Annotated in this window: 21 protein-coding genes; 11 read left to right on the top strand and 10 right to left on the bottom strand. The window is 58.7% G+C overall.

Going from position 1 to position 19456, the window contains the following annotated elements; genetic code table 11:
* The first annotated feature begins 4 nt into the window (after window positions 1-4).
* From CLV74_RS14930 to hemA, 3 genes are all read left to right on the top strand, one after another.
* Window positions 5-730 carry a c-type cytochrome gene (locus CLV74_RS14930; RefSeq protein ID WP_106266307.1) on the top strand — a complete coding sequence of 242 codons (726 nt, stop codon included), beginning with the start codon at window positions 5-7 and terminating at the stop codon, window positions 728-730.
* A gap of 39 nt (window positions 731-769) precedes the next feature.
* A complete protein-coding gene (locus tag CLV74_RS14925; RefSeq protein WP_106266305.1) occupies window positions 770-2026 on the top strand; it encodes an NAD(P)/FAD-dependent oxidoreductase in 1257 nt (418 codons plus the stop codon).
* 64 nt (window positions 2027-2090) lie between these two features.
* Complete coding sequence (gene hemA, locus CLV74_RS14920; protein WP_106266303.1) at window positions 2091-3314, top strand: 5-aminolevulinate synthase; 1224 nt, start codon at window positions 2091-2093, stop codon at window positions 3312-3314.
* Here the strand turns inward: hemA and CLV74_RS14915 are convergent.
* A complete protein-coding gene (locus CLV74_RS14915) occupies window positions 3299-4408 on the bottom strand; it encodes an FAD-binding domain-containing protein (protein WP_245888561.1) in 1110 nt (369 codons plus the stop codon). The genes hemA and CLV74_RS14915 overlap by 16 nt on opposite strands.
* A gap of 311 nt (window positions 4409-4719) precedes the next feature.
* On the opposite strand from CLV74_RS14915, the gene CLV74_RS14910 reads away from it, so the two are divergent.
* The 6 genes from CLV74_RS14910 (at window position 4720) to CLV74_RS14885 (ending at window position 8500) form a co-directional block, all read left to right on the top strand.
* Window positions 4720-5346 (top strand): ATP-dependent Clp protease proteolytic subunit, encoded by a 627-nt coding sequence (locus tag CLV74_RS14910; RefSeq protein WP_106266299.1) that lies wholly within the window; start codon window positions 4720-4722, stop codon window positions 5344-5346.
* 139 nt (window positions 5347-5485) lie between these two features.
* Complete coding sequence (gene clpX, locus CLV74_RS14905; RefSeq protein WP_106266296.1) at window positions 5486-6754, top strand: ATP-dependent Clp protease ATP-binding subunit ClpX; 1269 nt, start codon at window positions 5486-5488, stop codon at window positions 6752-6754.
* A gap of 101 nt (window positions 6755-6855) precedes the next feature.
* Window positions 6856-7212 carry a RidA family protein gene (locus tag CLV74_RS14900; RefSeq protein ID WP_106266293.1) on the top strand — a complete coding sequence of 119 codons (357 nt, stop codon included), beginning with the start codon at window positions 6856-6858 and terminating at the stop codon, window positions 7210-7212.
* A gap of 59 nt (window positions 7213-7271) precedes the next feature.
* Window positions 7272-7655, top strand: coding sequence for an NADH:ubiquinone oxidoreductase subunit NDUFA12 (locus tag CLV74_RS14895; protein ID WP_106266291.1), 384 nt, complete (start codon window positions 7272-7274; stop codon window positions 7653-7655).
* Window positions 7656-7661: 6 nt separating this feature from the next.
* Window positions 7662-8114, top strand: coding sequence for an outer membrane lipid asymmetry maintenance protein MlaD (gene mlaD / locus CLV74_RS14890; protein WP_106266289.1), 453 nt, complete (start codon window positions 7662-7664; stop codon window positions 8112-8114).
* The gene (locus CLV74_RS14885) at window positions 8111-8500 is read left to right on the top strand and encodes a DUF2155 domain-containing protein (RefSeq protein WP_106266287.1); all 390 of its coding nucleotides are present in this window, start codon (window positions 8111-8113) and stop codon (window positions 8498-8500) included. The genes mlaD and CLV74_RS14885 overlap by 4 nt, the downstream gene beginning before the upstream one ends.
* On the opposite strand, the gene aat is transcribed toward CLV74_RS14885, so the two are convergent.
* From aat to CLV74_RS14865, 4 genes are all read right to left on the bottom strand, one after another.
* Window positions 8437-9075: a leucyl/phenylalanyl-tRNA--protein transferase gene (gene aat / locus CLV74_RS14880; RefSeq protein WP_106266284.1), complete on the bottom strand. Its 639-nt coding sequence runs from the start codon at window positions 9073-9075 to the stop codon at window positions 8437-8439. The genes CLV74_RS14885 and aat overlap by 64 nt on opposite strands.
* Before the next feature lie 82 nt (window positions 9076-9157).
* Window positions 9158-10504, bottom strand: coding sequence for an acetyl-CoA carboxylase biotin carboxylase subunit (gene accC, locus CLV74_RS14875; protein ID WP_106266282.1), 1347 nt, complete (start codon window positions 10502-10504; stop codon window positions 9158-9160).
* 9 nt (window positions 10505-10513) lie between these two features.
* Window positions 10514-11005: an acetyl-CoA carboxylase biotin carboxyl carrier protein gene (accB, locus tag CLV74_RS14870; RefSeq protein WP_106266280.1), complete on the bottom strand. Its 492-nt coding sequence runs from the start codon at window positions 11003-11005 to the stop codon at window positions 10514-10516.
* A 280-nt stretch (window positions 11006-11285) separates the two neighbouring features.
* A complete protein-coding gene (locus tag CLV74_RS14865; RefSeq protein ID WP_106266277.1) occupies window positions 11286-11903 on the bottom strand; it encodes a TetR family transcriptional regulator C-terminal domain-containing protein in 618 nt (205 codons plus the stop codon).
* Between the two features lie 84 nt (window positions 11904-11987).
* Here CLV74_RS14865 and CLV74_RS14860 point away from each other — a divergent pair, with 84 nt between their 5' ends.
* Entirely contained in the window at window positions 11988-12506 is a 519-nt protein-coding gene (locus CLV74_RS14860; RefSeq protein WP_106266275.1) for a DUF1697 domain-containing protein, read from the top strand.
* 116 nt (window positions 12507-12622) lie between these two features.
* Here CLV74_RS14860 and CLV74_RS14855 read toward each other — a convergent pair whose 3' ends face one another.
* The 5 genes from CLV74_RS14855 to CLV74_RS14835 all read right to left on the bottom strand — a co-directional run bounded on the left by CLV74_RS14855 (window position 12623) and on the right by CLV74_RS14835 (window position 17878).
* Complete coding sequence (locus CLV74_RS14855) at window positions 12623-13378, bottom strand: ABC transporter ATP-binding protein (protein WP_106266273.1); 756 nt, start codon at window positions 13376-13378, stop codon at window positions 12623-12625.
* Between the two features lie 12 nt (window positions 13379-13390).
* Window positions 13391-14152, bottom strand: coding sequence for an ABC transporter ATP-binding protein (locus CLV74_RS14850; protein WP_106266271.1), 762 nt, complete (start codon window positions 14150-14152; stop codon window positions 13391-13393).
* 12 nt (window positions 14153-14164) lie between these two features.
* Window positions 14165-15370 (bottom strand): branched-chain amino acid ABC transporter permease, encoded by a 1206-nt coding sequence (locus CLV74_RS14845; protein WP_106266268.1) that lies wholly within the window; start codon window positions 15368-15370, stop codon window positions 14165-14167.
* Window positions 15371-15373: 3 nt separating this feature from the next.
* The gene (locus CLV74_RS14840) at window positions 15374-16405 is read right to left on the bottom strand and encodes a branched-chain amino acid ABC transporter permease (RefSeq protein WP_106266266.1); all 1032 of its coding nucleotides are present in this window, start codon (window positions 16403-16405) and stop codon (window positions 15374-15376) included.
* 108 nt (window positions 16406-16513) lie between these two features.
* Window positions 16514-17878, bottom strand: a complete 1365-nt coding sequence (locus CLV74_RS14835) for a substrate-binding protein (protein WP_106266263.1) — start codon at window positions 17876-17878, stop codon at window positions 16514-16516.
* A gap of 222 nt (window positions 17879-18100) precedes the next feature.
* On the opposite strand from CLV74_RS14835, the gene CLV74_RS14830 reads away from it, so the two are divergent.
* Complete coding sequence (locus CLV74_RS14830) at window positions 18101-19408, top strand: helix-turn-helix domain-containing protein (RefSeq protein WP_106266261.1); 1308 nt, start codon at window positions 18101-18103, stop codon at window positions 19406-19408.
* Window positions 19409-19456 lie beyond the last annotated feature (48 nt).

Here is a 19456-nt window from a genome sequence, read left to right as displayed (position 1 = left end):
TCTGATGTCGGGTGTTGCGAAATACCTCTCAGCAGTGGCGCTCAGCGCCGCTGCTTTTCTGTCTCCGGCGTTAGCTGCTGAAGAAACCGAGGCATTGGGCGATGCCGACAATGGCGCTGTTATCTTCCGCAAATGCCAAAGCTGCCACGCGGTCGGGCCGGACGCCAAGAACAAGGTCGGCCCCCAGTTGAACGAGGTTTTCGGTCGCAAAGCGGGCGCGATTGAAGGCTTTCGCTATTCCGACGGTTTGATCCGTGAAGGTAACAACGGGCTGGTCTGGGACTATGAACATCTGGACGCCTACCTGAATAACCCCAAGGCGCTGGTCAGCGACACCCGCATGAACTTTCGCGGGTTGAAGGACGAACAGGAACGCCACGATGTACTGGCTTACTTGCGCCAGTTCAGTGCCAGCCCCCGCGATATTCCCGAGGCGCAGCCGACAGCGATCCCAAAGGAGATAGAGCTATCCGATGAGATCCTCGCGATTGTGGGCGATCCGGAGTACGGTGAATATCTATCTAGCGAGTGTACGACCTGCCATCAGCGCGATGGTGGGGACGAGGGGATCCCCTCGATTACTCAGTGGGCGACCGAAGATTTCGTGACGGCAATGCATGCATACAAGGAGAAAATCCGTCCCCATCCGGTCATGCAAATGATGGCAGGCCGATTGACGGACGAAGAAATCGCGGCGCTGGCTGCGTATTTTGCGGCTCTGGAAGACTGAGAAAATTCAGCGCAGGGCCTCTTTCAGGGAGGAAAGACCATGACTTTGAACAGACGCACCTTTATCGCGACCGGCGTGGCAACAGCCACCATGGCCGCGCCCATGGTTCGCGCATCGGGCAAGCCCCGTGTTGTTGTTGTCGGCGGCGGGGCAGGCGGTGCGACCGCGGCCCGCTATATCGCTAAGGACAGCAAAGGCGAGATCGACGTGACGTTGATCGAACCCAGTCGTCAGTACTACACCTGTTTCTTCTCGAACCTCTACCTTGGCGGTTTCCGCGAGATGCAGAGCCTTGGCCATTCCTACGGTGCGCTTGCCTCGCAAGGGGTCAACGTTGTGCATGATTGGGCCGTAGGCATTGACCGCGACGCCAAGACTGTGGCGCTGGCCGGTGGCGGCAGTGTTTCTTACGACCGTCTGATCCTGAGCCCCGGCATTGATTTCATCGAAGGCGCAGTCCCCGGCTGGTCGGTGGCCAGCCAGAACAAGATGCCCCACGCCTATAAGGCGGGCAGCCAGACCGAACTGCTGCGCGCCCAGATCGAGGCGATGCCCGAAGGCGGCACCTATGTCATGGTCGCACCGCCGAACCCCTACCGCTGCCCCCCTGGCCCCTATGAGCGGATCAGCATGGTGGCGCACACCCTGAAAGCGACAAACCCGACCGCGAAGATCATCATCGTGGACCCCAAGGACAAATTCTCGAAACAGGCTCTGTTCGAGGAAGGTTGGGGCAAGCACTACAGCGGTATGATCGAACGCATCGGTCCTGACTTCGGCGGTGACAAGGTCAGCGTCAATGCGGATGAGATGACCGTTGATGTGGACGGTGAGGTGATCAAGGCTGACGTCTGCAACGTGATTCCCGCCATGAAAGCGGGCCGTATCTGCGAGATGGCCAGCATCACCGACGGCAACTGGGCGCCTGTCAGCGGCCACACCATGCAAAGCCGGATTGACGAGAACATCCATGTGCTTGGCGATGCTTGTGCGCAGGGCGATATGCCGAAGTCGGGCTTCTCGGCGAACTCGCAGGCGAAAGTGGCGGCAATGGCCGTACGCGGTGCTTTGACCGGCTCCAAAGTGTTCCCGGCCAAGTTCTCGAACACCTGCTGGTCGCTGATTGACTCGGATGACGGGATCAAGGTCGGCGCGACTTATGAAGCAACTGATGAAAAAATCGCCAAAGTCGATGGATTTATCAGCGCAACCGGCGAGGATGCAGCGCTGCGCAAAGCAACTTATGAGGAATCTGTTGGCTGGTACGCCGGTATCACCGCAGACATGTTTGGCTAACACGTCCGCCCCAAGGCGGCAGGACGGCCCCGCAAGGGCCGTCCCACCTAAGAGACGAGGGACGATGGATTACGACAGCTTTTTCAAGGGCGCGCTGGACGATTTGCGTGCGCAAGGAAACTACCGCCACTTTGCGGATCTGGAACGACACACGGGCAATTTCCCGCAGGCGACGCACCGTAGCGGCACTGAAGAGCGCCCTGTAACCATCTGGTGTTCCAATGATTACCTTGGCATGGGTCAGCACCCCAAAGTGCTGGAGGCCATGCATGAGGCGCTGGACCGTTGCGGCGCTGGTGCAGGCGGCACGCGCAATATTTCCGGCACCACCCATGACCATGTGCTGCTAGAGGCCGAACTGGCTGATTTGCACGGCAAAGAGGCGGCGCTGCTGTTCACCAGCGGCTATGTCTCGAACTGGGCGGCGTTGGGCACTCTGGCTGCCAAAATTCCTGACTGTGTGATCCTGTCGGATGCCCTGAATCATGCCTCGATGATCGAAGGCATGCGCCATTCGCGGGCGCAGCGGGTGATCTGGAAGCACAACGATCTGGCCGACCTAGAGGCGCATTTGCAGGCGCTTCCTGCGGGTCAGCCCAAGATCATCGCCTTTGAATCGGTCTATTCGATGGATGGCGACATCGCCCCCATCGCCGAAATCTGTGATCTGGCCGAGAAATACGGCGCGATTACCTATCTGGACGAAGTGCATGCGGTTGGCATGTATGGTCCCCGTGGCGGCGGCGTCGCCGAGCGGGATGGGGTGATGGACCGTGTGGACATCATCCAAGGCACCCTTGGCAAAGCCTTCGGCGTGGTTGGCGGCTACATCACCGGCTCGGCCGAGATGGTGGATTTTGTGCGCAGTTTCGCCAGCGGCTTTATCTTCACCACCGCTTTGCCGCCTAGTGTGGCTGCGGGGGCTGCGGCCTCGATCAAGCACTTGAAGCAAAGCAGCACCGAGCGTGCGTTGCAGCAGCAGCGCGTGGCCGAGTTGCGGGCGCAGTTGGACCAGATCGGCATTCCCCATATCCCGAACCCCAGCCACATCATTCCGGTGATGGTGGGCGATCCGGTAAAATGCAAGTTCATCTCGGACCAGCTGATGAAGACCCACGGTGTCTACATCCAGCCGATCAACTATCCCACCGTTCCCAAAGGGACCGAGCGTTTGCGGATTACTCCCAGCCCCGTGCATAGCGCAAAGGATGTCGAGCATCTGGTCAAGGCGTTGGCCGACCTGTGGTCCCAGTGCCAACTGGCGCGGATGCCTCAGGCGGCCGAGTGATCTGATCCGTCCAGTGCTGCCAATAGGGCGGGGATCTGGTCTTTGAACCTAAAAAAGCCGTGCGTGGCGAAGGGCCATGCGCGGCTATCGTATGTCCGGCGTATCTGGCACAGACGGATGCCAGCGGCCTCTAAGGTTGGCAGCGCGGCTGCAAAGGCCTCGGCCACGGGGCCTGTGGGGGCATAGGGGGTGACGATCTGCTCTAACCCTTTGGATTTGGCCCATTCCGCGATTATATCGGGCATTAGTGCGGTTGCTGACGCAAGCTGCGGGTAGGCTGCAAGCGCATGGGTGATCGCACCTTCTGCCCAATTTGTGACCATCGGCGCGACGATTAACGGGCTTAGGTTAGCAGCAGAATTCATGCGCCCGACAGCCACAGGTTCGGGGCAGGCGTTTAGGGCTTGGTCTAATGCCACGTCCTCATCATGGACCAGCAGTCCCGTGCGCAAACCGGTTTGAACGGATAAAGTCGGCGGCAAGACGCGCGGGGCTGGTGATGCTTGCCACGGCAAAGGGGCAGGGTCCTGCGCAAGCTGGCCACTTGGGAAGAACCGTCCTTCGGTAAATTTGGCGATATTCTGGGCGCTGGCCACATAGTGTTTACCTTGGGTATGCAGTCCCGCCACCCATCGCCAACTAAGCGTGTTGGACGCCGGATCGCCATCGCGCAGATGCCTTAGGAAAAAATCAGCGCCCAAGGCCCAAGGCAGCCCCAGCGTAAAGACCCAGATCGAGGCGAACCACATCCGCGCATGATTATGCAGATAACCGGTCTGTGCCAACTCCCGCGCCCAAGCATCGAAACAAGCGATTCCCGTGTCGCCCGCGCAGGCATCCTGCCACATCTGCCGCAAACCGCCCTCTGACTGGATACGGTTCAGTTGCCGGTCGACCTCTTGGCGATAGTCGCGCCAGACCGTGGGGCGCAATTCCAGCCAGCCCTTCCAGTAACTGCGCCAGAACACCTCTTGGATGAATTTGCCTGCCGCGCGGGGGGAATGAAGGCCAAGGGTCGCGCGCAACACCTCTTCCTCGGTCAGAATGCGGCGACGGATAAAAGGGGACAGGGTAGAGACGGTGCAGCTATCCAACCCCGCCCCGCGATCAAAATTTCGCAATTGTGCATAATTTTCACCCGCCTTGGGCAGAAAAGCCTGCAAAACAGTCAACGCGTTATTTCTGTCCGGCACGGCATTTTGTTGCAAAGTCCCAATCATTTCATACCCTTCCGGTGATCTAAGTCGGAGAAAAAGGATAGTACGGCAAACAAAGCGATCAATATCGCGCCAAATGACGCGTTTTTAAAAAGGCACACCTCTTGCAGGGGGTCTGGTGCAAGACTAAGACTCTTTTAGGCATTTTGGTTTTGAATGCTTGAGACGACGACAGACAGAGGCAGGCAATGCGCGATCCGATCGAAACATACATGAACCTTGTTCCCATGGTGGTTGAGCAGACCAGCCGCGGTGAACGTGCTTACGACATTTTCTCGCGCCTGCTGAAAGAGCGGATTATCTTTCTGAACGGCCCCGTCCATGACGGCATGTCCAGCCTGATCGTCGCACAGCTGCTGCACCTTGAGGCCGAGAACCCCTCGAAAGAGATCAGCATGTACATCAACAGCCCCGGCGGTGTTGTGACCTCGGGCCTGTCGATCTACGACACCATGCAGTACATCAAACCGAAGGTCAGCACGCTGGTCATCGGTCAGGCGGCCTCGATGGGTTCGCTGCTGCTGACCGCTGGCGAAAAAGGCATGCGCTTCTCGCTGCCCAACAGCCGCGTCATGGTGCACCAGCCCTCGGGTGGCTATCAGGGTCAGGCGACGGATATCATGATCCACGCCCGTGAAACCGAAAAGCTGAAGCGCCGCCTGAACGAGATTTACGTGAAGCACACCGGCAACGATTACGATACCGTTGAAGCCGCGCTGGAGCGTGACAACTTTATGTCGGCTGAAGATGCCAAGGCTTGGGGCCTGATCGACGAAATCGTCGAAAACCGCGTCAAACCCGACGCAGACAAGTAAGCCAAATTAGGTGCCGCGGAACCTAACTTCGCGGCACTTTTGACATTGTGAAGGGCAGAACAACACCCTAGCATGTCGTACGAACACATACGCGCAGGCTGGCACCGGCCATTTTGCGTGAACGACCGAAAGGCGAGACATGGCGAACAATAGCAACGGCGACAGCAAAAATACCTTGTATTGCAGCTTCTGCGGCAAGAGCCAGCACGAAGTGCGCAAGCTGATCGCCGGCCCGACCGTCTTCATCTGTGATGAATGTGTCGAGCTATGCATGGATATCATCCGGGAAGAAACCAAAGGCGGCGGGCTGAAGTCTACCGACGGCGTTCCCACCCCGCGCGAAATTTGCGAGGTTCTGGATGACTACGTAATCGGTCAGGCACAGGCGAAACGCGTTTTGTCTGTGGCGGTCCATAACCACTATAAGCGTCTGAACCATTCGCAGAGCGCGTCCGAGATCGAACTTTCGAAATCGAACATCCTGCTGCTGGGTCCCACCGGTTGCGGTAAGACCCTGCTGGCGCAGACCCTGGCGCGCATTCTGGATGTGCCCTTCACGATGGCAGATGCCACGACCCTGACCGAAGCCGGTTACGTGGGTGAGGACGTGGAAAACATCATCCTCAAGCTGCTTCAGGCCTCTGAGTATAATGTTGAGCGTGCGCAGCGCGGCATCGTCTACATCGACGAAGTCGACAAGATCACGCGTAAGTCTGAAAACCCCTCGATCACCCGCGACGTGTCGGGTGAGGGCGTGCAGCAGGCTCTTCTGAAGTTGATGGAAGGCACTGTGGCCAGCGTTCCCCCGCAAGGTGGACGCAAGCACCCCCAGCAGGAGTTCCTGCAGGTGGACACCACGAACATCCTCTTCATCTGTGGCGGCGCCTTTGCGGGCATCGACAAGATCATCGCGCAGCGCGGCAAAGGCAGCGCGATGGGCTTTGGTGCCGATGTACGGGACGAAACCCAGAAGGGCGTGGGCGAACTGCTGAAAGAGCTGGAGCCTGAAGATCTGCTGAAATTCGGCCTGATCCCCGAATTCGTTGGCCGTCTGCCCGTTATCGCGACGCTGGAAGATCTGGACGAAGACGCACTGGTAACCATCCTGACCAAGCCCAAGAATGCTTTGGTCAAGCAGTACCAGCGCCTATTCGAGTTGGAAGATACCAAGCTGACCTTCACCGAGGATGCGATGCTGGCGATTGCCCGAAAGGCAATTTCACGCAAAACCGGTGCACGCGGCCTGCGCTCGATCATGGAAGACATCCTGCTGGACACCATGTTCGAACTGCCCGGTATGGATGAGGTCGAAGAAGTGGTCGTCAACGAAGAGGCTGTCACCGCAGCCGAGGCAAAACCGCTGATGATTTACTCCGAAGCCAAAAAAGGCGGCGCAAGCGCGGGCTAAGCCCCGTTTCACGAGACAACATAATGCCTGCCGGTTCCGGCGGGCATTTTTCGTATCGGGCCTGCGCAGGCAAGCCCCACTGATTTCAGAAGGTAAGACAAATGAAGCGCATCAAATCTGGCGGTGTGTTCGAAGAGAAAATCGGCTATTGCCGCGCGGTGGTCGCAGGGGGCTTTGTCCATGTGGCGGGCACCGTCGGGCAGGGCGATACCGTGCAGGAACAGTGCAAATCGGCGCTGGATGTCATTGGTGCCGCACTTGAAAAGGCGGGCAGCACCTTTGCCGACGTGGTGCGGGTGAACTACTATCTGCAGGATCGGGCCGAGTTTGAACCCTGCTGGCCCATTCTGGCTGAGACTTTCGGGGAAAACCCGCCCGCCGCGACGATGATCGAATGCGGTCTTATCGACGATAAATACCGCATCGAAATCGAAGTAACCGCCTTGGCTCACAGCTAAGGGACTGGACCTTTTACGGTACTTCGTCCATACGAAGATGACCAAGATCGGAGGCACCTATGGGTATCCTGAACTCGCTGCTGAAGGCCGTCACCTGGTGGAACGGCGCTACTTTGAACACAATGCTCTGGACCCGTCGCAACGGCCAGAAAGTGGGCGAAGATGAGCAAGGCAACGTTTTTTACCAGACCGCAGATGGCAAACGCCGCTGGGTGATTTTCAACGGTGAAGCAGAAGCAAGCCGCGTCAGCCCTGACTGGCATGGTTGGCTGCACTACACCTTTGACGAACATCCCGGTGATAAACCCCTGACCCACAAGGCATGGGAACAGCCCCATCAGGAAAACCTGACCGGTACCGCGCTGGCCTATGCTCCTGCGGGCTCGATCCGTCATGCGACGCCGGCGCCCCGTCAGGACTATGAGGCCTGGAGTCCGGAATAAGCCATCATGTCGGAAAACCGTACCGAAGTGGCCATCGGTGGCATTGTGCTGGCGATGGCGATTGGCTTTGTGGTTTACGCAGGGCAGGTTGCCGGTCTGACCATCGGCACCGCGGATAGCTATCCGTTGACCGCAAGCTTCCGCTCGGCTGAGGGGATTGGTCTTGGCACCGATGTGCGCTTGGCCGGTGTCAAAATCGGTACGGTGACGGCTCTGGATCTAAATCCCGAAACTTTCCGCGCCGATGCGACCGTCACGATCAAAAAGGGGATCGATATTCCCGATGACAGCGCGATCACTGTGGCCTCGGAAGGGTTGCTGGGTGGTTCGTTCATCGAGATTGTTCCCGGCGGCTCGCCCTTCAATTTTGAAGAAGGGGCCGAGATTGAAGACACCCAAAGCGCCATCAGTCTGGTCTCTTTGATGATGAAATTCGTATCGGGCGGAGCTGATCAATGATCCGTTCTGCCCTTGCGTTGGTTCTGATTGCGGGCACGGCCCAAGGGGCGGTGCTGCAAGAGCGGACAGAAACCGGCACCGGCGCTGTATTGCGCGGTCTGGACAAGCTGACCGGCCATGTCACTGACCTAGAGGTCGACAATGGCGGCTATGTGACCTTCGGGCGCGTGACGATCGGGATGGCCGAATGCCGTTATCCCGAGGGCGATCCGGCGGGCGACGCCTTTGCTTTCCTTTCGATTGCTGAAAACGATGGAACCGACGTGTTTCAAGGCTGGATGGTTGCATCCTCGCCCGCGCTGAACCCGATGGACCACGCGCGTTACGACGTGTGGGTGCTGCGCTGCAAGACTGCTTCGGGTGCGGATTCTAGCGGGACCGAGTGAATATCGGCCACTCCTGACAAGGCATCCGCCAATAGCCCGCGATAGCGGGCACGAGGGATTTCAATCGCGCCAAGGCTGGCCAGATGCGGCGTCAGGAATTGGGTGTCGAACAGGGCAAACTCGGTCCGCCGTAGGTGATCACACAGATAGGCGAGGGCGATCTTTGACGCATCCGTCCGGTACGAGAACATGCTTTCCCCAAAGAACGCACGGCCAAGGGTGACGCCATAGACGCCGCCGACCAAATCGCCGTCTTTGTCCCAGACCTCGATACTGTGGCCGAAACCCATCTCATGAAGCTTGTGGTAGAGATCGAATATCTCGTGGTTGATCCATGTTTCATCTCGATGGGCACAGCCTTCGACGACACCGGTGAAATTAGCGTTCAAGGTCAGTCGGAATTCCTGCCGACGCATCCGTCGCGCCAGTGAGCGCGAGATGCGAAACTGCGCCAAGGGAAAGATCCCTCGCCGCTTGGGATCAACCCAGAACAACTCTGGATCGTCGCGGCCCTCGGACATGGGGAAGACCCCCGAGGCGTAGGCATTCAGCAAAAGTTCCGGTGTGATCGTCATTCCGCGATCCTATCCCGCCCGTCAGAACGCACAAGGGCAGACCGATGGCCTGCCCTTGAAATTTCTTTGATAGCGTAGGTGCTTATGCGCCGTTCGCCGCCAGCCACTTTTCCAGCCAGTGGATGTCGTAGTTGCCGGTCTGCACGTCTTTCTCTGCCAGCAGGGCATGGAAGAGGGGCAGCGTGGTGTCGACGCCGTCGATGATCAGCTCACTCAGCGCCCGCTTCAGGCGTGCCAGTGCTTCGGTCCGGTCGCGGCCGTGAACGATCAGCTTGCCGATCAAACTGTCGTAATAGGGCGGGATCGTGTAGCCCTGATAGAGCGCGCTATCCATGCGCACACCCAGACCGCCGGGGGCGTGATACTGGGTGATGGTGCCGGGGCAGGGTGCAAAGTTGGGCAGACGCTCGGCGTTGATGCGCACTTCGATCGAATGGCCGTTGATCTTCAGATCGTCCTGCGTGAACGACAGGGGCATGCCTGCGGCCACACGGATCTGTTCGCGGACAAGGTCCACGCCAAAGATCGATTCCGTCACGGGATGTTCCACCTGAAGGCGGGTATTCATCTCGATGAAGTAGAATTCGCCGTCCTCATAGAGGAACTCAATGGTACCGGCGCCGCGGTAGCCCATTTTGGCAATCGCGTTGGCACAGATACCGCCGATGCGGGCGCGCTCTTCTTCGGTGATGCAGGGGCCGGGGGCCTCTTCGAAAACCTTCTGGTGACGGCGCTGAAGCGAGCAGTCGCGCTCGCCCAGATGAACGCCGTTGCCCTGACCGTCGCCAAACACCTGAACCTCGATGTGACGGGGCTTTTGCAGGTATTTCTCGATGTAGACTTCGTCATTGCCGAAGGCTGCTTTGGCCTCGGAACGGGCGGTGCGGAAAGCGACTTCGATATCAGTGTCCGACTTGGCCACTTTCATGCCGCGACCACCGCCACCGGCGGTTGCCTTGATGATGACGGGATAGCCCATCTCATTCGCGACTTTCTTGGCATCTTCGACGGTGGGCACGCCACCGGCGGAACCGGGCACCACCGGAATCCCCAGCTTTTCAGCGGTTTCCTTCGCGGTGATCTTGTCGCCCATCTGGCTAATGTGCGCGGCCGAAGGGCCGATGAAGGTGATGCCGTGATCTTCGACGATCTGCACAAAGTTCTGGTTTTCCGACAGAAAGCCATAACCCGGATGGATCGCCTGAGCGCCGGTCACTTCGCAAGCCGCGATGATCGCAGGGAAGGACAAATAGCTTTCCGCGCTGGAGTTGGGGCCGATGCAAACGGCCTCATCGGCCATGCGCACGTGCATTGCATTGGCGTCGGCGGTCGAATGGACCGCGACCGAAGCAATGCCCATCTCGCGGCAGGCGCGGATGACGCGCAGCGCGATCTCGCCCCGGTTTGCGATCAGGATTTTATCGAACATGGGTCAGCCTCACTCGATAATCGCGAGCGGTGCGCCGTATTCCACTGCCGAGCCGTCCTCGACGAGGATGCGCTTGACGGTGCCCGATTTGGGGGCGGGGATGTGGTTCATGGTCTTCATCGCTTCGATGATGAGGATGGTGTCACCCTCTTTGACCTGAGCGCCAACGGAGATGAACGACGGCGCGCCGGGTTCGGGCTGCAGGTAGACGGTACCAACCATCGGCGACTTGATCGCGCCGGGGTGGTCGGCGGGGTTGTCCGAGGCAGCTTCCGGCGCAGCGGCGACGGGCGCGGCGGCAGGCGCAGCAGCAACAGGTGCGGGAGCGGCGGCATAGTGGACCGGCGCTGCGGCAGGGGCCGCGCGCGATACGCGGACATCCAGACTGTCGTCTTCGCCATATTCACGTTTGACCTGCAGTTCGGTCAGGTCATTTTCCCGCAGCAATTCTGCCAGCGCCTGGATAAAGGCTACGTCCGCGTCATGGGAATGTTTTGTCATGCCGTCCTCGATAGGGTTTTTGTTGCCCTTCCATCCAAGGGCACATGTCGAATTTTGGGCGCTTATACGCGAGGCTTGCACTGGTGAAAAGCGTCTGATGCCCTGTGGTCAACCTCAATACGAGAGTTTTGATGGGGATTTGCGAAACTGTGCAGATGCAGCGTTAGATCGTTGCGCGAAGCGGGGCCTGTATGAAAGCCTGTTGCGCGGAAGATGGGCGTATGACGGCAATCGGGCGGGTGGTCTGCGCAGAAATATGCGGAAAAACGCCCGATGCGCCTTATGCGGTCAGCAATCTGGTGAACAGTTTGGTCAGATAATCATCGGCTTGGGCGTAGATCTGGTCGTCACGCTGGTCCGGTAGGATCGCACGAACCTGCACGTCGAAATCCGCGTAATGCTGGGTCAGTGCCCAGATCGAGAAGATCAGGTGATAGGGATCGGTCTCGGCGATGCGGCCCTCGGCGCTCCATTGGCGGATGATCACGACCTTTTCATCCACGAGCGTTTTGAGATCGCCGGTGATCGCCTCCATGATGCGGGGCGCACCTTGTAGGATTTCATTGGCAAAGAGGCGGCTTTCACGGGGGAAATCTCGACTCATTTGTAACTTGCGATGCACATAGCCCATGATCTCTTCGATGGGATCACCGTCAGCGGTGATTTCGTGCAGGGGCGCCAGCCAGTTCTCCAGCAGCTCTTCCAGAAGTTCCGCGTGGATCGCTTCCTTCGAGGGGAAGTAATAAAGCAGGTTCGGTTTTGAAAGCCCTGCTTGGGTCGCGATCTGGTCAAGGGTCGAGCCGCGGAATCCAAATTGCGAGAAAACCTCCAGCGCTGCATCAAGGATGGCCTGAATATTTTTTTGCTGGATACGGGTACGTGACTTGGGCTTTCTCATAATTGCTGTTCTTTGGCGTCTGGGGATGTTTTTGTAAAGCAATTAAGGGCTCGCGCGAGTGATTGTAAAAACCATGGGGGTCGTATGACTGTTTTTGTCGGGCTGTTGCGGGCGGTGAATGTGGGTGGCCACGGGCGGTTGGCGATGGCGGATTTGCGGGACTGGTGCACTGAGGCAGGCTTTGGTGCGGTGCAGACCTATATCGCCAGCGGCAATCTGGTGCTGCGGTCGGATTTGTCCGGGGACGCCGTGGCGGAGGGGCTGGAAGCCATGTTGCTGGCGCGTATAGGAGTGGCAGTGTCTGTGCTGGTACGGTCTGCGGAGGAGATGGCCACGCTGGCGCAGAGCACGCCGTTCGGGGATCGGGGCGGCGCGCAAGTGGGGGTGATGTTCTATGAGGATGTTGTGCCTGAAAGTGGCTTTGAGAGTTTGCGCGGGCAGGCCGATGAAGAGGTTCTGCCCAGTGGGCGCGAGGCCTTTGTGTTTTATCCGTCAGGCATGGGCCGTTCAAAGCTGGTTCTGCCTGAGGCTGCGATGGGGACCATGCGGAACCTGAATACAGTGCGCAAGCTGGCTGCGATGGCGCAGGCGTTTGGCGGGTAGGGGGCGCTGCCCCCGCAGCTGCGCTGCTCCCCCGAGGTATTTTTGCCAAGATGAAAGAGGGGCATGTGAAAAGAGCCCCACGAGGGGGCTCTGATCGTCTTGGGAGAGAATTTTCTTTAGATCGCCAGATATTCGGCGCGCAGTTCGGCGTTTGCCAGAACCTCGGCGGCGGAACCGTCATAAACGATGGTGCCGGTGTCGAGGATGATTGCGCGGTCGGCAATCTGGAGCACGCGTACGGCGTTCTGTTCCACGATCACTGTGGTGATGCCCTGTTCCTTGATGTGCATCAGGGTCTTTTCAATCTCGTCCACGATGACGGGGGCAAGGCCCTCATAGGGTTCATCGAGGAGCAGGACCTTGATGTCACGGGCCAGGGCACGGGCAATCGCCAGCATCTGCTGTTCGCCGCCCGAGAGGGTCACGCCCTCTTGTTTGCGACGCTCGCCGAGGCGGGGGAAGAGGTCATAGAGACGTTCAATCGACCAGCCGACGGGGGGCGCGATTTGCGCCAGTTGCAGGTTTTCTTCAACCGTGAGGCCGGGGATGATACGGCGGTCTTCGGGGACAAGACCCAGACCTGCAGCGGCGGCCTGATGGCTGCTCATGTTGTGCAGGGGCTGGTGGTCCAGCCAGATCTCGCCGTGGGTAACCTGCGGGCTGCCCGTGCGGGCGATGGCGCGCAGGGTTGAGGTCTTGCCGGCACCGTTGCGGCCCAGAAGGGCGAGGATTTCGCCTTCGTGGACGTTAAAGTTGACGCCTTGGACGATGTAGCTTTCGCCGTAGTAGGCGTGCATGTCCCAGACCGACAGAAAGGCGGGTGCCGTCTCTGCGTGGTTGGAGTTCTTGGAGAAATCGGGTCTGACGTTCATCTGGTTTTCTCCTTAATCCACGTGGGCTTCGCCGAGGTAGGCTTCGCGCACCTTCGGATGACCTTTGATGTTCTGGGGGGTGTCCTCGACCAGCGGGGTGCCCTGAGCCAGAACGGTGATGCGATCGGCGAGACTGAAGACCACATGCATATCGTGTTCGATGATACACATGGTGATGTCGCGCTTGGTTTTGATCTCTTTGAGAAGATCGATGGTGTTGTTGGTGTCGGCGCGGGCCATACCGGCTGTGGGTTCGTCCAGCAGCAGAAGGCGCGGTTCCTGAACAAGGCACATGGCCATTTCCAGACGGCGTTTATCACCGCGCGACAGGCTGCCTGCGTGCAGGTGGGCCTTTTCCAGCATGTTCACGTCGGACAGCATTTTCTCTGCTTTTTCCAGCATGTCACGCTCGTTGCTGACAGCGCCTAAGGCGTGCATGCGGAACGAGCCGTCACGGCGGGCAAAGCAGGGGATCATCACGTTTTCCAGAACCGTGAGATCGGTGAAAATCTCGGGCGTCTGGAACACGCGGCTGATGCCCATCTGGTTGATCTCGTGGGGGCTACGTCCCAGAACCGACTGGCCGTCGAACATGACGCTGCCGGTGTCGGGGATCAGCTTGCCCACAAGGCAGTTGAGCAGGGTGGATTTACCGGCCCCGTTCGGGCCGATAATTGCGTGGACGGTGTTTTCCTGAACGCTGAGGTTCACATCACCGAGGGCTTGCAGACCGCCGAAGCGTTTCCCAACCCCTTTGACTTCGAGAATACCCATTGGTTGCTCTCCTTATTCTGCGGGGTGCTTGGTGGGGGCGTGGCTGCCGTCGTCATCTGCCTTGTCCTTCTTGAACAGGCTCATCAGACGCTGACCACCTTCGACAAGGCCGCCGGGCAGGTAGATCACCACCAGCATGAACAGGATGCCGAGGGTCAGGTGCCAGCCTTTACCGATGAAGGGATGGATGATGAAGACGACGAAGTCCTCGATCCCGTCGGGCATGAAGCTGAACCACTGGTGCAGAACGTTGTCGTTGATCTTCGAGAAGATGTTTTCGAAGTACTTGATGAAGCCTGCGCCAAGAACGGGGCCGATCAGAGTGCCTGCGCCGCCAAGGATGGTCATCAGAACAACTTCGCCCGATGCGGTCCACTGCATACGCTCTGCGCCTGCAAGGGGGTCCATCGAGGCCATCAGGCCGCCAGCAAGACCCGCATACATGCCCGAGATCACGAACGCCGCCAGAGTGTAGGGACGGGTGTTCAGGCCGGTGTAGCGCATCCGGTTCTGGTTACACTTCACGGCGCGCAGCATCAGGCCGAAGGGCGAGCGGAAGATACGGATCGCCAGGTAGAAGGTCAGCAGCATGATGACGGCACAGAGGTAGTAGCCGACCGAGAACTGGAAGTCCCATGCACCGATTTCAAGGTTGAAGGCCGAACGCATTTCCATACCGAAGAGGTTGGTCACCGGGATCGAGCCGTCAGCCGTGACGGATTCGCCCAGAATGCGCGGGTCGTCCAGGGTCAGCTGCAGGCCGGTTTCACCGTTGGTGATAGGCGTCAGAACCGAGTAGGCCAGGTTGAACGACATCTGTGCGAAGGCCAGCGTCAGGATCGAGAAGTAAATCCCCGAGCGACGCAGCGACACAAAGCCGATCAACAGGGCGAACAGGCCCGAGACGATAACCGACAGGATGATCGCGGGGATCACGTTCATGCTGAGCAGCTTGAACATCCATACGGCCGAGTACGAACCCACACCCAGAAACGCTGCGTGACCGAAGGACAGATAGCCGGTCAGGCCGAACAGGATGTTAAAGCCCACAGCAAAGATGCCGAAGATCACAAAGCGCTGCATCAGGTCGGGATAGCCCGCGTTGAACTGCGCCAGACCGCTGTCAGTGGGGAAGGGGTTCAGGATGAAGGGTGCGAACATGGTCAGCACCGCGACCACCAGAAGAAGGCTGGCGTCCTTTTTGTTCAGTCCGAACATGAATTATTCCTCCATCACGCCTTTGCGGCCCATCAGGCCACGGGGGCGGGTCAGCAGAATGATGATTGCGACCACGTAGATGATGATCTGGTCGATGCCGGGGATGATCGACTTGATCTCGTTCATCGATGCAAAGCTTTCCAGAACACCCAGCAGGAAGCCCGCAGCAACGGCGCCCGGAAGGCTGCCCATGCCGCCGACAACCACCACAACGAAGGACAGCACAAGGAAGTCCATGCCCATGTGGTAGTTCGGGCTGTTGATGGGGGCGTACATCACACCGGCCAGACCAGCCACGGCGGCAGCAAGGCCGAACATGAAGGTAAAGCGCTTGTCGATGTCGATCCCCAGCAGGCCCACGGTCTCGCGGTCGGCCATACCGGCGCGGACGACCATGCCGAAGGTGGTGAATTGCAGGAAGGCAAACACGCCGCCGATGATCACAGCCGCAAAGCTGAAGTAGATCAGACGCCAGTAGGGGTAGATGATCGCGTTGGGATCAAAACCCAGCAGAACGCCGAAATCAAAGCTGCCACGGAATGCCTCGGGGGCACCGGTGGGGATGGGGTTCGCGCCGTAGAAGTACTTGACGATTTCCTGCAGAACGATCGCAAGGCCGAAGGTCACAAGGATCTGGTCCGCATGGGGACGCTTGTAGAAGTGCTTGATCAGCCCGCGCTCCATCGCAAAGCCGACAAAGATCATGATCGGGATCGCGAACAGGATCGCAATCGGAACCGACCAGTCAATGATGGCGTTGCCGAAGTCTGCGCCGAACCATTCGACCACATAGGGCGATTGTACTTTCAGCGGGTTGCCTAGAAAGTCCGTCTTGCTGGGGTCAATGGTTTCAAAGCTGAGGTTGAGGATTCGCTGCACGGTGACCGCGCAGAATGCGCCGATCATGAACAGGGCGCCGTGAGCAAAGTTCACAACGCCAAGTGTGCCGAAGATCAGTGTAAGCCCAAGCGCGATCAGCGCGTAGGCAGAGCCCTTGTCGAGCCCGTTCAGGATTTGCAGTAGGATCGCGTCCATGGTTCCGACCGTCTTTTCAATAGGATGCTAGACCGGTCCGAGAGGTATCTCGGACCGGCTGATCAACCGGCCAGCGCGTAGGCTGGCCGGACCGATTGTAGGGGGCGATTATGCGCCGGGGTTACAGGTACCCAGGGCGCCACCCGCGAACATCGGGTGCTCGGGGTCGTACGAAACCTGCTCGGTCGGGGTGACCTCGACGATTTCGACCAGTTCGTATTCGTTTGCAGGGTTCTCAGCACCGCGCACAACCAGAACGTCTTTGAAGCACTGGTGGTCGTCTTTGCGGTAGCTGGTGGGACCGTTGCCCAGACCGTCGAATTCGAAGCCTTCCAGAGCTTCTGCAACGGCGCAGGGGTTGAACGAACCGGCACGTGCAACTGCGTCTGCGTACAGGATGGTCTGTGCGTAGCAGGTCTGTGCAGCCTGGCTCGGCGGGAAGCCGTATTTCTCACCGAACGACTTAACGAACGCGTTGGTGCCGCTGTAGCGAGCGCCCATCTGGTTCTCAAGTTTCCAGTCCCAGTTCTGCGAACCGACGATGCCCTTGATGTTGGCACCAGCACCCTTCGCCATCAGCTCCGAGTACAGCGGAACAACGATTTCGAAGTTCTTGCCGTTTACCTGCTTTTCACGCAGGCCGAACTGAACAGCAGCAGTCAGCGAGTTGATCATGTTGCCGCCGTAGTGGTTCAGAACCAGAACGTCTGCACCCGAGTTCAGAACCGGCGCGATATACGACGAGAAGTCGGTCGCTGCCAGCGGGGTCAGAACGTTGTTCACAGTCTGCCAACCCATTGCTTCGGTTGCTGCCTGGATCGACTCCTGCTGGGTCCAGCCCCAGGTGTAGTCGGCGGTCAGGTGGTAAGCGCGACGGTCCGAGCCGTACAGCTTGTTCAGAACGGGGGCCAGAGCCGCTGCCGACATGTAGGCGTTGAAGAAGTGACGGAAACCGTTTGCCTTCTTGTCCTTGCCGGTGGTGTCGTTCGAGTGGGTCAGACCCGCCATGAAGATCACGCCAGCTTCCTGACACAGACCCTGCACAGCCACAGCCACGCCCGAGGACGAGCCGCCCGAAATCATGATCGCGCCGTCTTTTTCGATCATCGACTTTGCCGATGCGCGGGCTGCGTCCGACTTGGTCTGGGTATCACCGGTCACATACTGGACCTTCTTACCCATGATGCCGTTGCCTTCCAGAGCCTTGGAGCTGAAGGTTTGCAGCATGCCGCCGTCGCCGCCACCGTTCAGGTGCTCGACCGCCAGTTCGAATGCGCGCAGCTCGTCTGCACCTTCATCCGCGTAGGGGCCGGTCTGGGGTACGTTGAAACCCAGAGTTACGGTGTCACCGGTGGGTGCGTTGGTAAAACCTTCGTGGCTAGCTGCGCGTAGATACGTCGGCAGCAGTAGGCCAGTACCGGCGACTGCACCGGTCTTCAGCACGCCGCGGCGTGTCACATCCGTCTTGGACATGTGTTCCTCCCAAATTTTTGCGATTGCTTCGGCCAGGGCTCCTCTTCCCCGGGTAAAGCGACACTTTCGTGCAAATTCAGTATCGCTCCGAGTTGTAAAATTTCGCAACAACCACGTTGTCTTTAAGGAAAAATTTGTAAATACCTACACAATACGGTGGTATACGTAGTAAATTATTTTTCTCGCAACTGCAGAAAAGCCTTGAATGCAAAAGGAAATCGCATGTCACGCAGTGCCCTGACCGGAAGCCGCATCCGAGAGCGCCGAAATATGTTAGCGCTGAGACAGGCAGATCTTGCCCGGACAGTAGGTATTTCTGCCAGTTACCTTAACCTTATTGAGCACAATCGCCGGAGAATCGCTGGCAAACTGTTGCGTGATATTGCGATTGCGCTGGATGTGGAACCCGCAGCCCTATCCGAAGGGGCAGAGGCGCATATGGTCGCCCGTTTGCGCGAAGCCGCAGCAGAGGGCGGCAAGCGGGCCGAACTGGATCGTGCTGATGAATTCGCGGGCCGCTTTCCGGGTTGGGCCGAGCTGATCGTTGAAAAGCAGCGGCGCGTGGCCACGTTGGAACGAACAGTTGAGGTTCTGACCGACCGTTTGACCCACGACCCGTTTTTGTCGGCGGCCCTGCACGACATGCTGACCGCTGTGACGGCGATCCGGTCAACCTCGACCATTCTTGTGGATACGCCGGGGCTGGAGCCGGAATGGCGGGGGCGTTTCCATCGGAACATTAACGAAGACAGTCAGCGTTTGACCGAGGCATCGCGGGCGCTGGCTTCTTATCTGGATGGGGTGGATGACATCGATGCAAGTGTGACCTCGCCTCAGGAAGAGGTTGAGGCCTTTCTGACCCTGAACAAATACCATTTCCCTGAACTTGAGGATCCCGAGGCCGAAGAGGATGTGATTGCCGAGGTTCTGGCAGGGGACACCCATCTTGCCTCGGCCTCGTCCAAAGCCTTGGCGCAGGCGTTCTTGGAACGCTACGTCGAAGATGTTCGGGCCTTGCCCATGGGGCGGCTGAAGCAGGCCCTGCATGATGTGGGGATGCAGCCCTCATTGCTGGCCAGTCGTCTTGGCGTGGATATGGCACGGCTGTTCCGGCGGCTTGCGGCCCTGCCGGAGGAGGCGGGTTATGGGTCCATCGGCTTTGTGTCTTGTGATGCCTCTGGGACATTGATCCAGCGTAAGCCACTGGAAGGCTTTCCGATGCCCCGTTTCGGCGCGGCCTGTCCTTTGTGGAGCCTTTTCCGTGCCCTCAGTCAACCGATGATGCCGCTTTTTGAGGTGGTTGCCCAAAGCGGGCGCGGAAGTGGCTCATTCGAAACTTATGCCATCGCGCAACCGACCGGAGCGCTGGAATTCGGTAAGCCGATGCGCTTTGAATCAGCCATGCTGATTCTTCCCGTGGATCAGGAGCCTGCCGATTCGTCCGAATCTGTGGGGGTGAGTTGTCGAATCTGCCCCAAGGAACGCTGCGATGCGCGGCGTGAACCTTCAATTTTGGCAGAGGGGTTTTGACTTTTGATCATGCTTCTTGCGATAGTCTTTGGACTATAGTGCCAAGCC

The sequence above is a fragment of the Donghicola tyrosinivorans genome (assembly GCF_003003355.1).
GTDB lineage: Bacteria > Pseudomonadota > Alphaproteobacteria > Rhodobacterales > Rhodobacteraceae > Donghicola > Donghicola tyrosinivorans.
The sequence above is the reverse complement of the archived record's forward strand: the minus strand, read 5'-3'. Positions and strand labels throughout refer to the sequence as shown.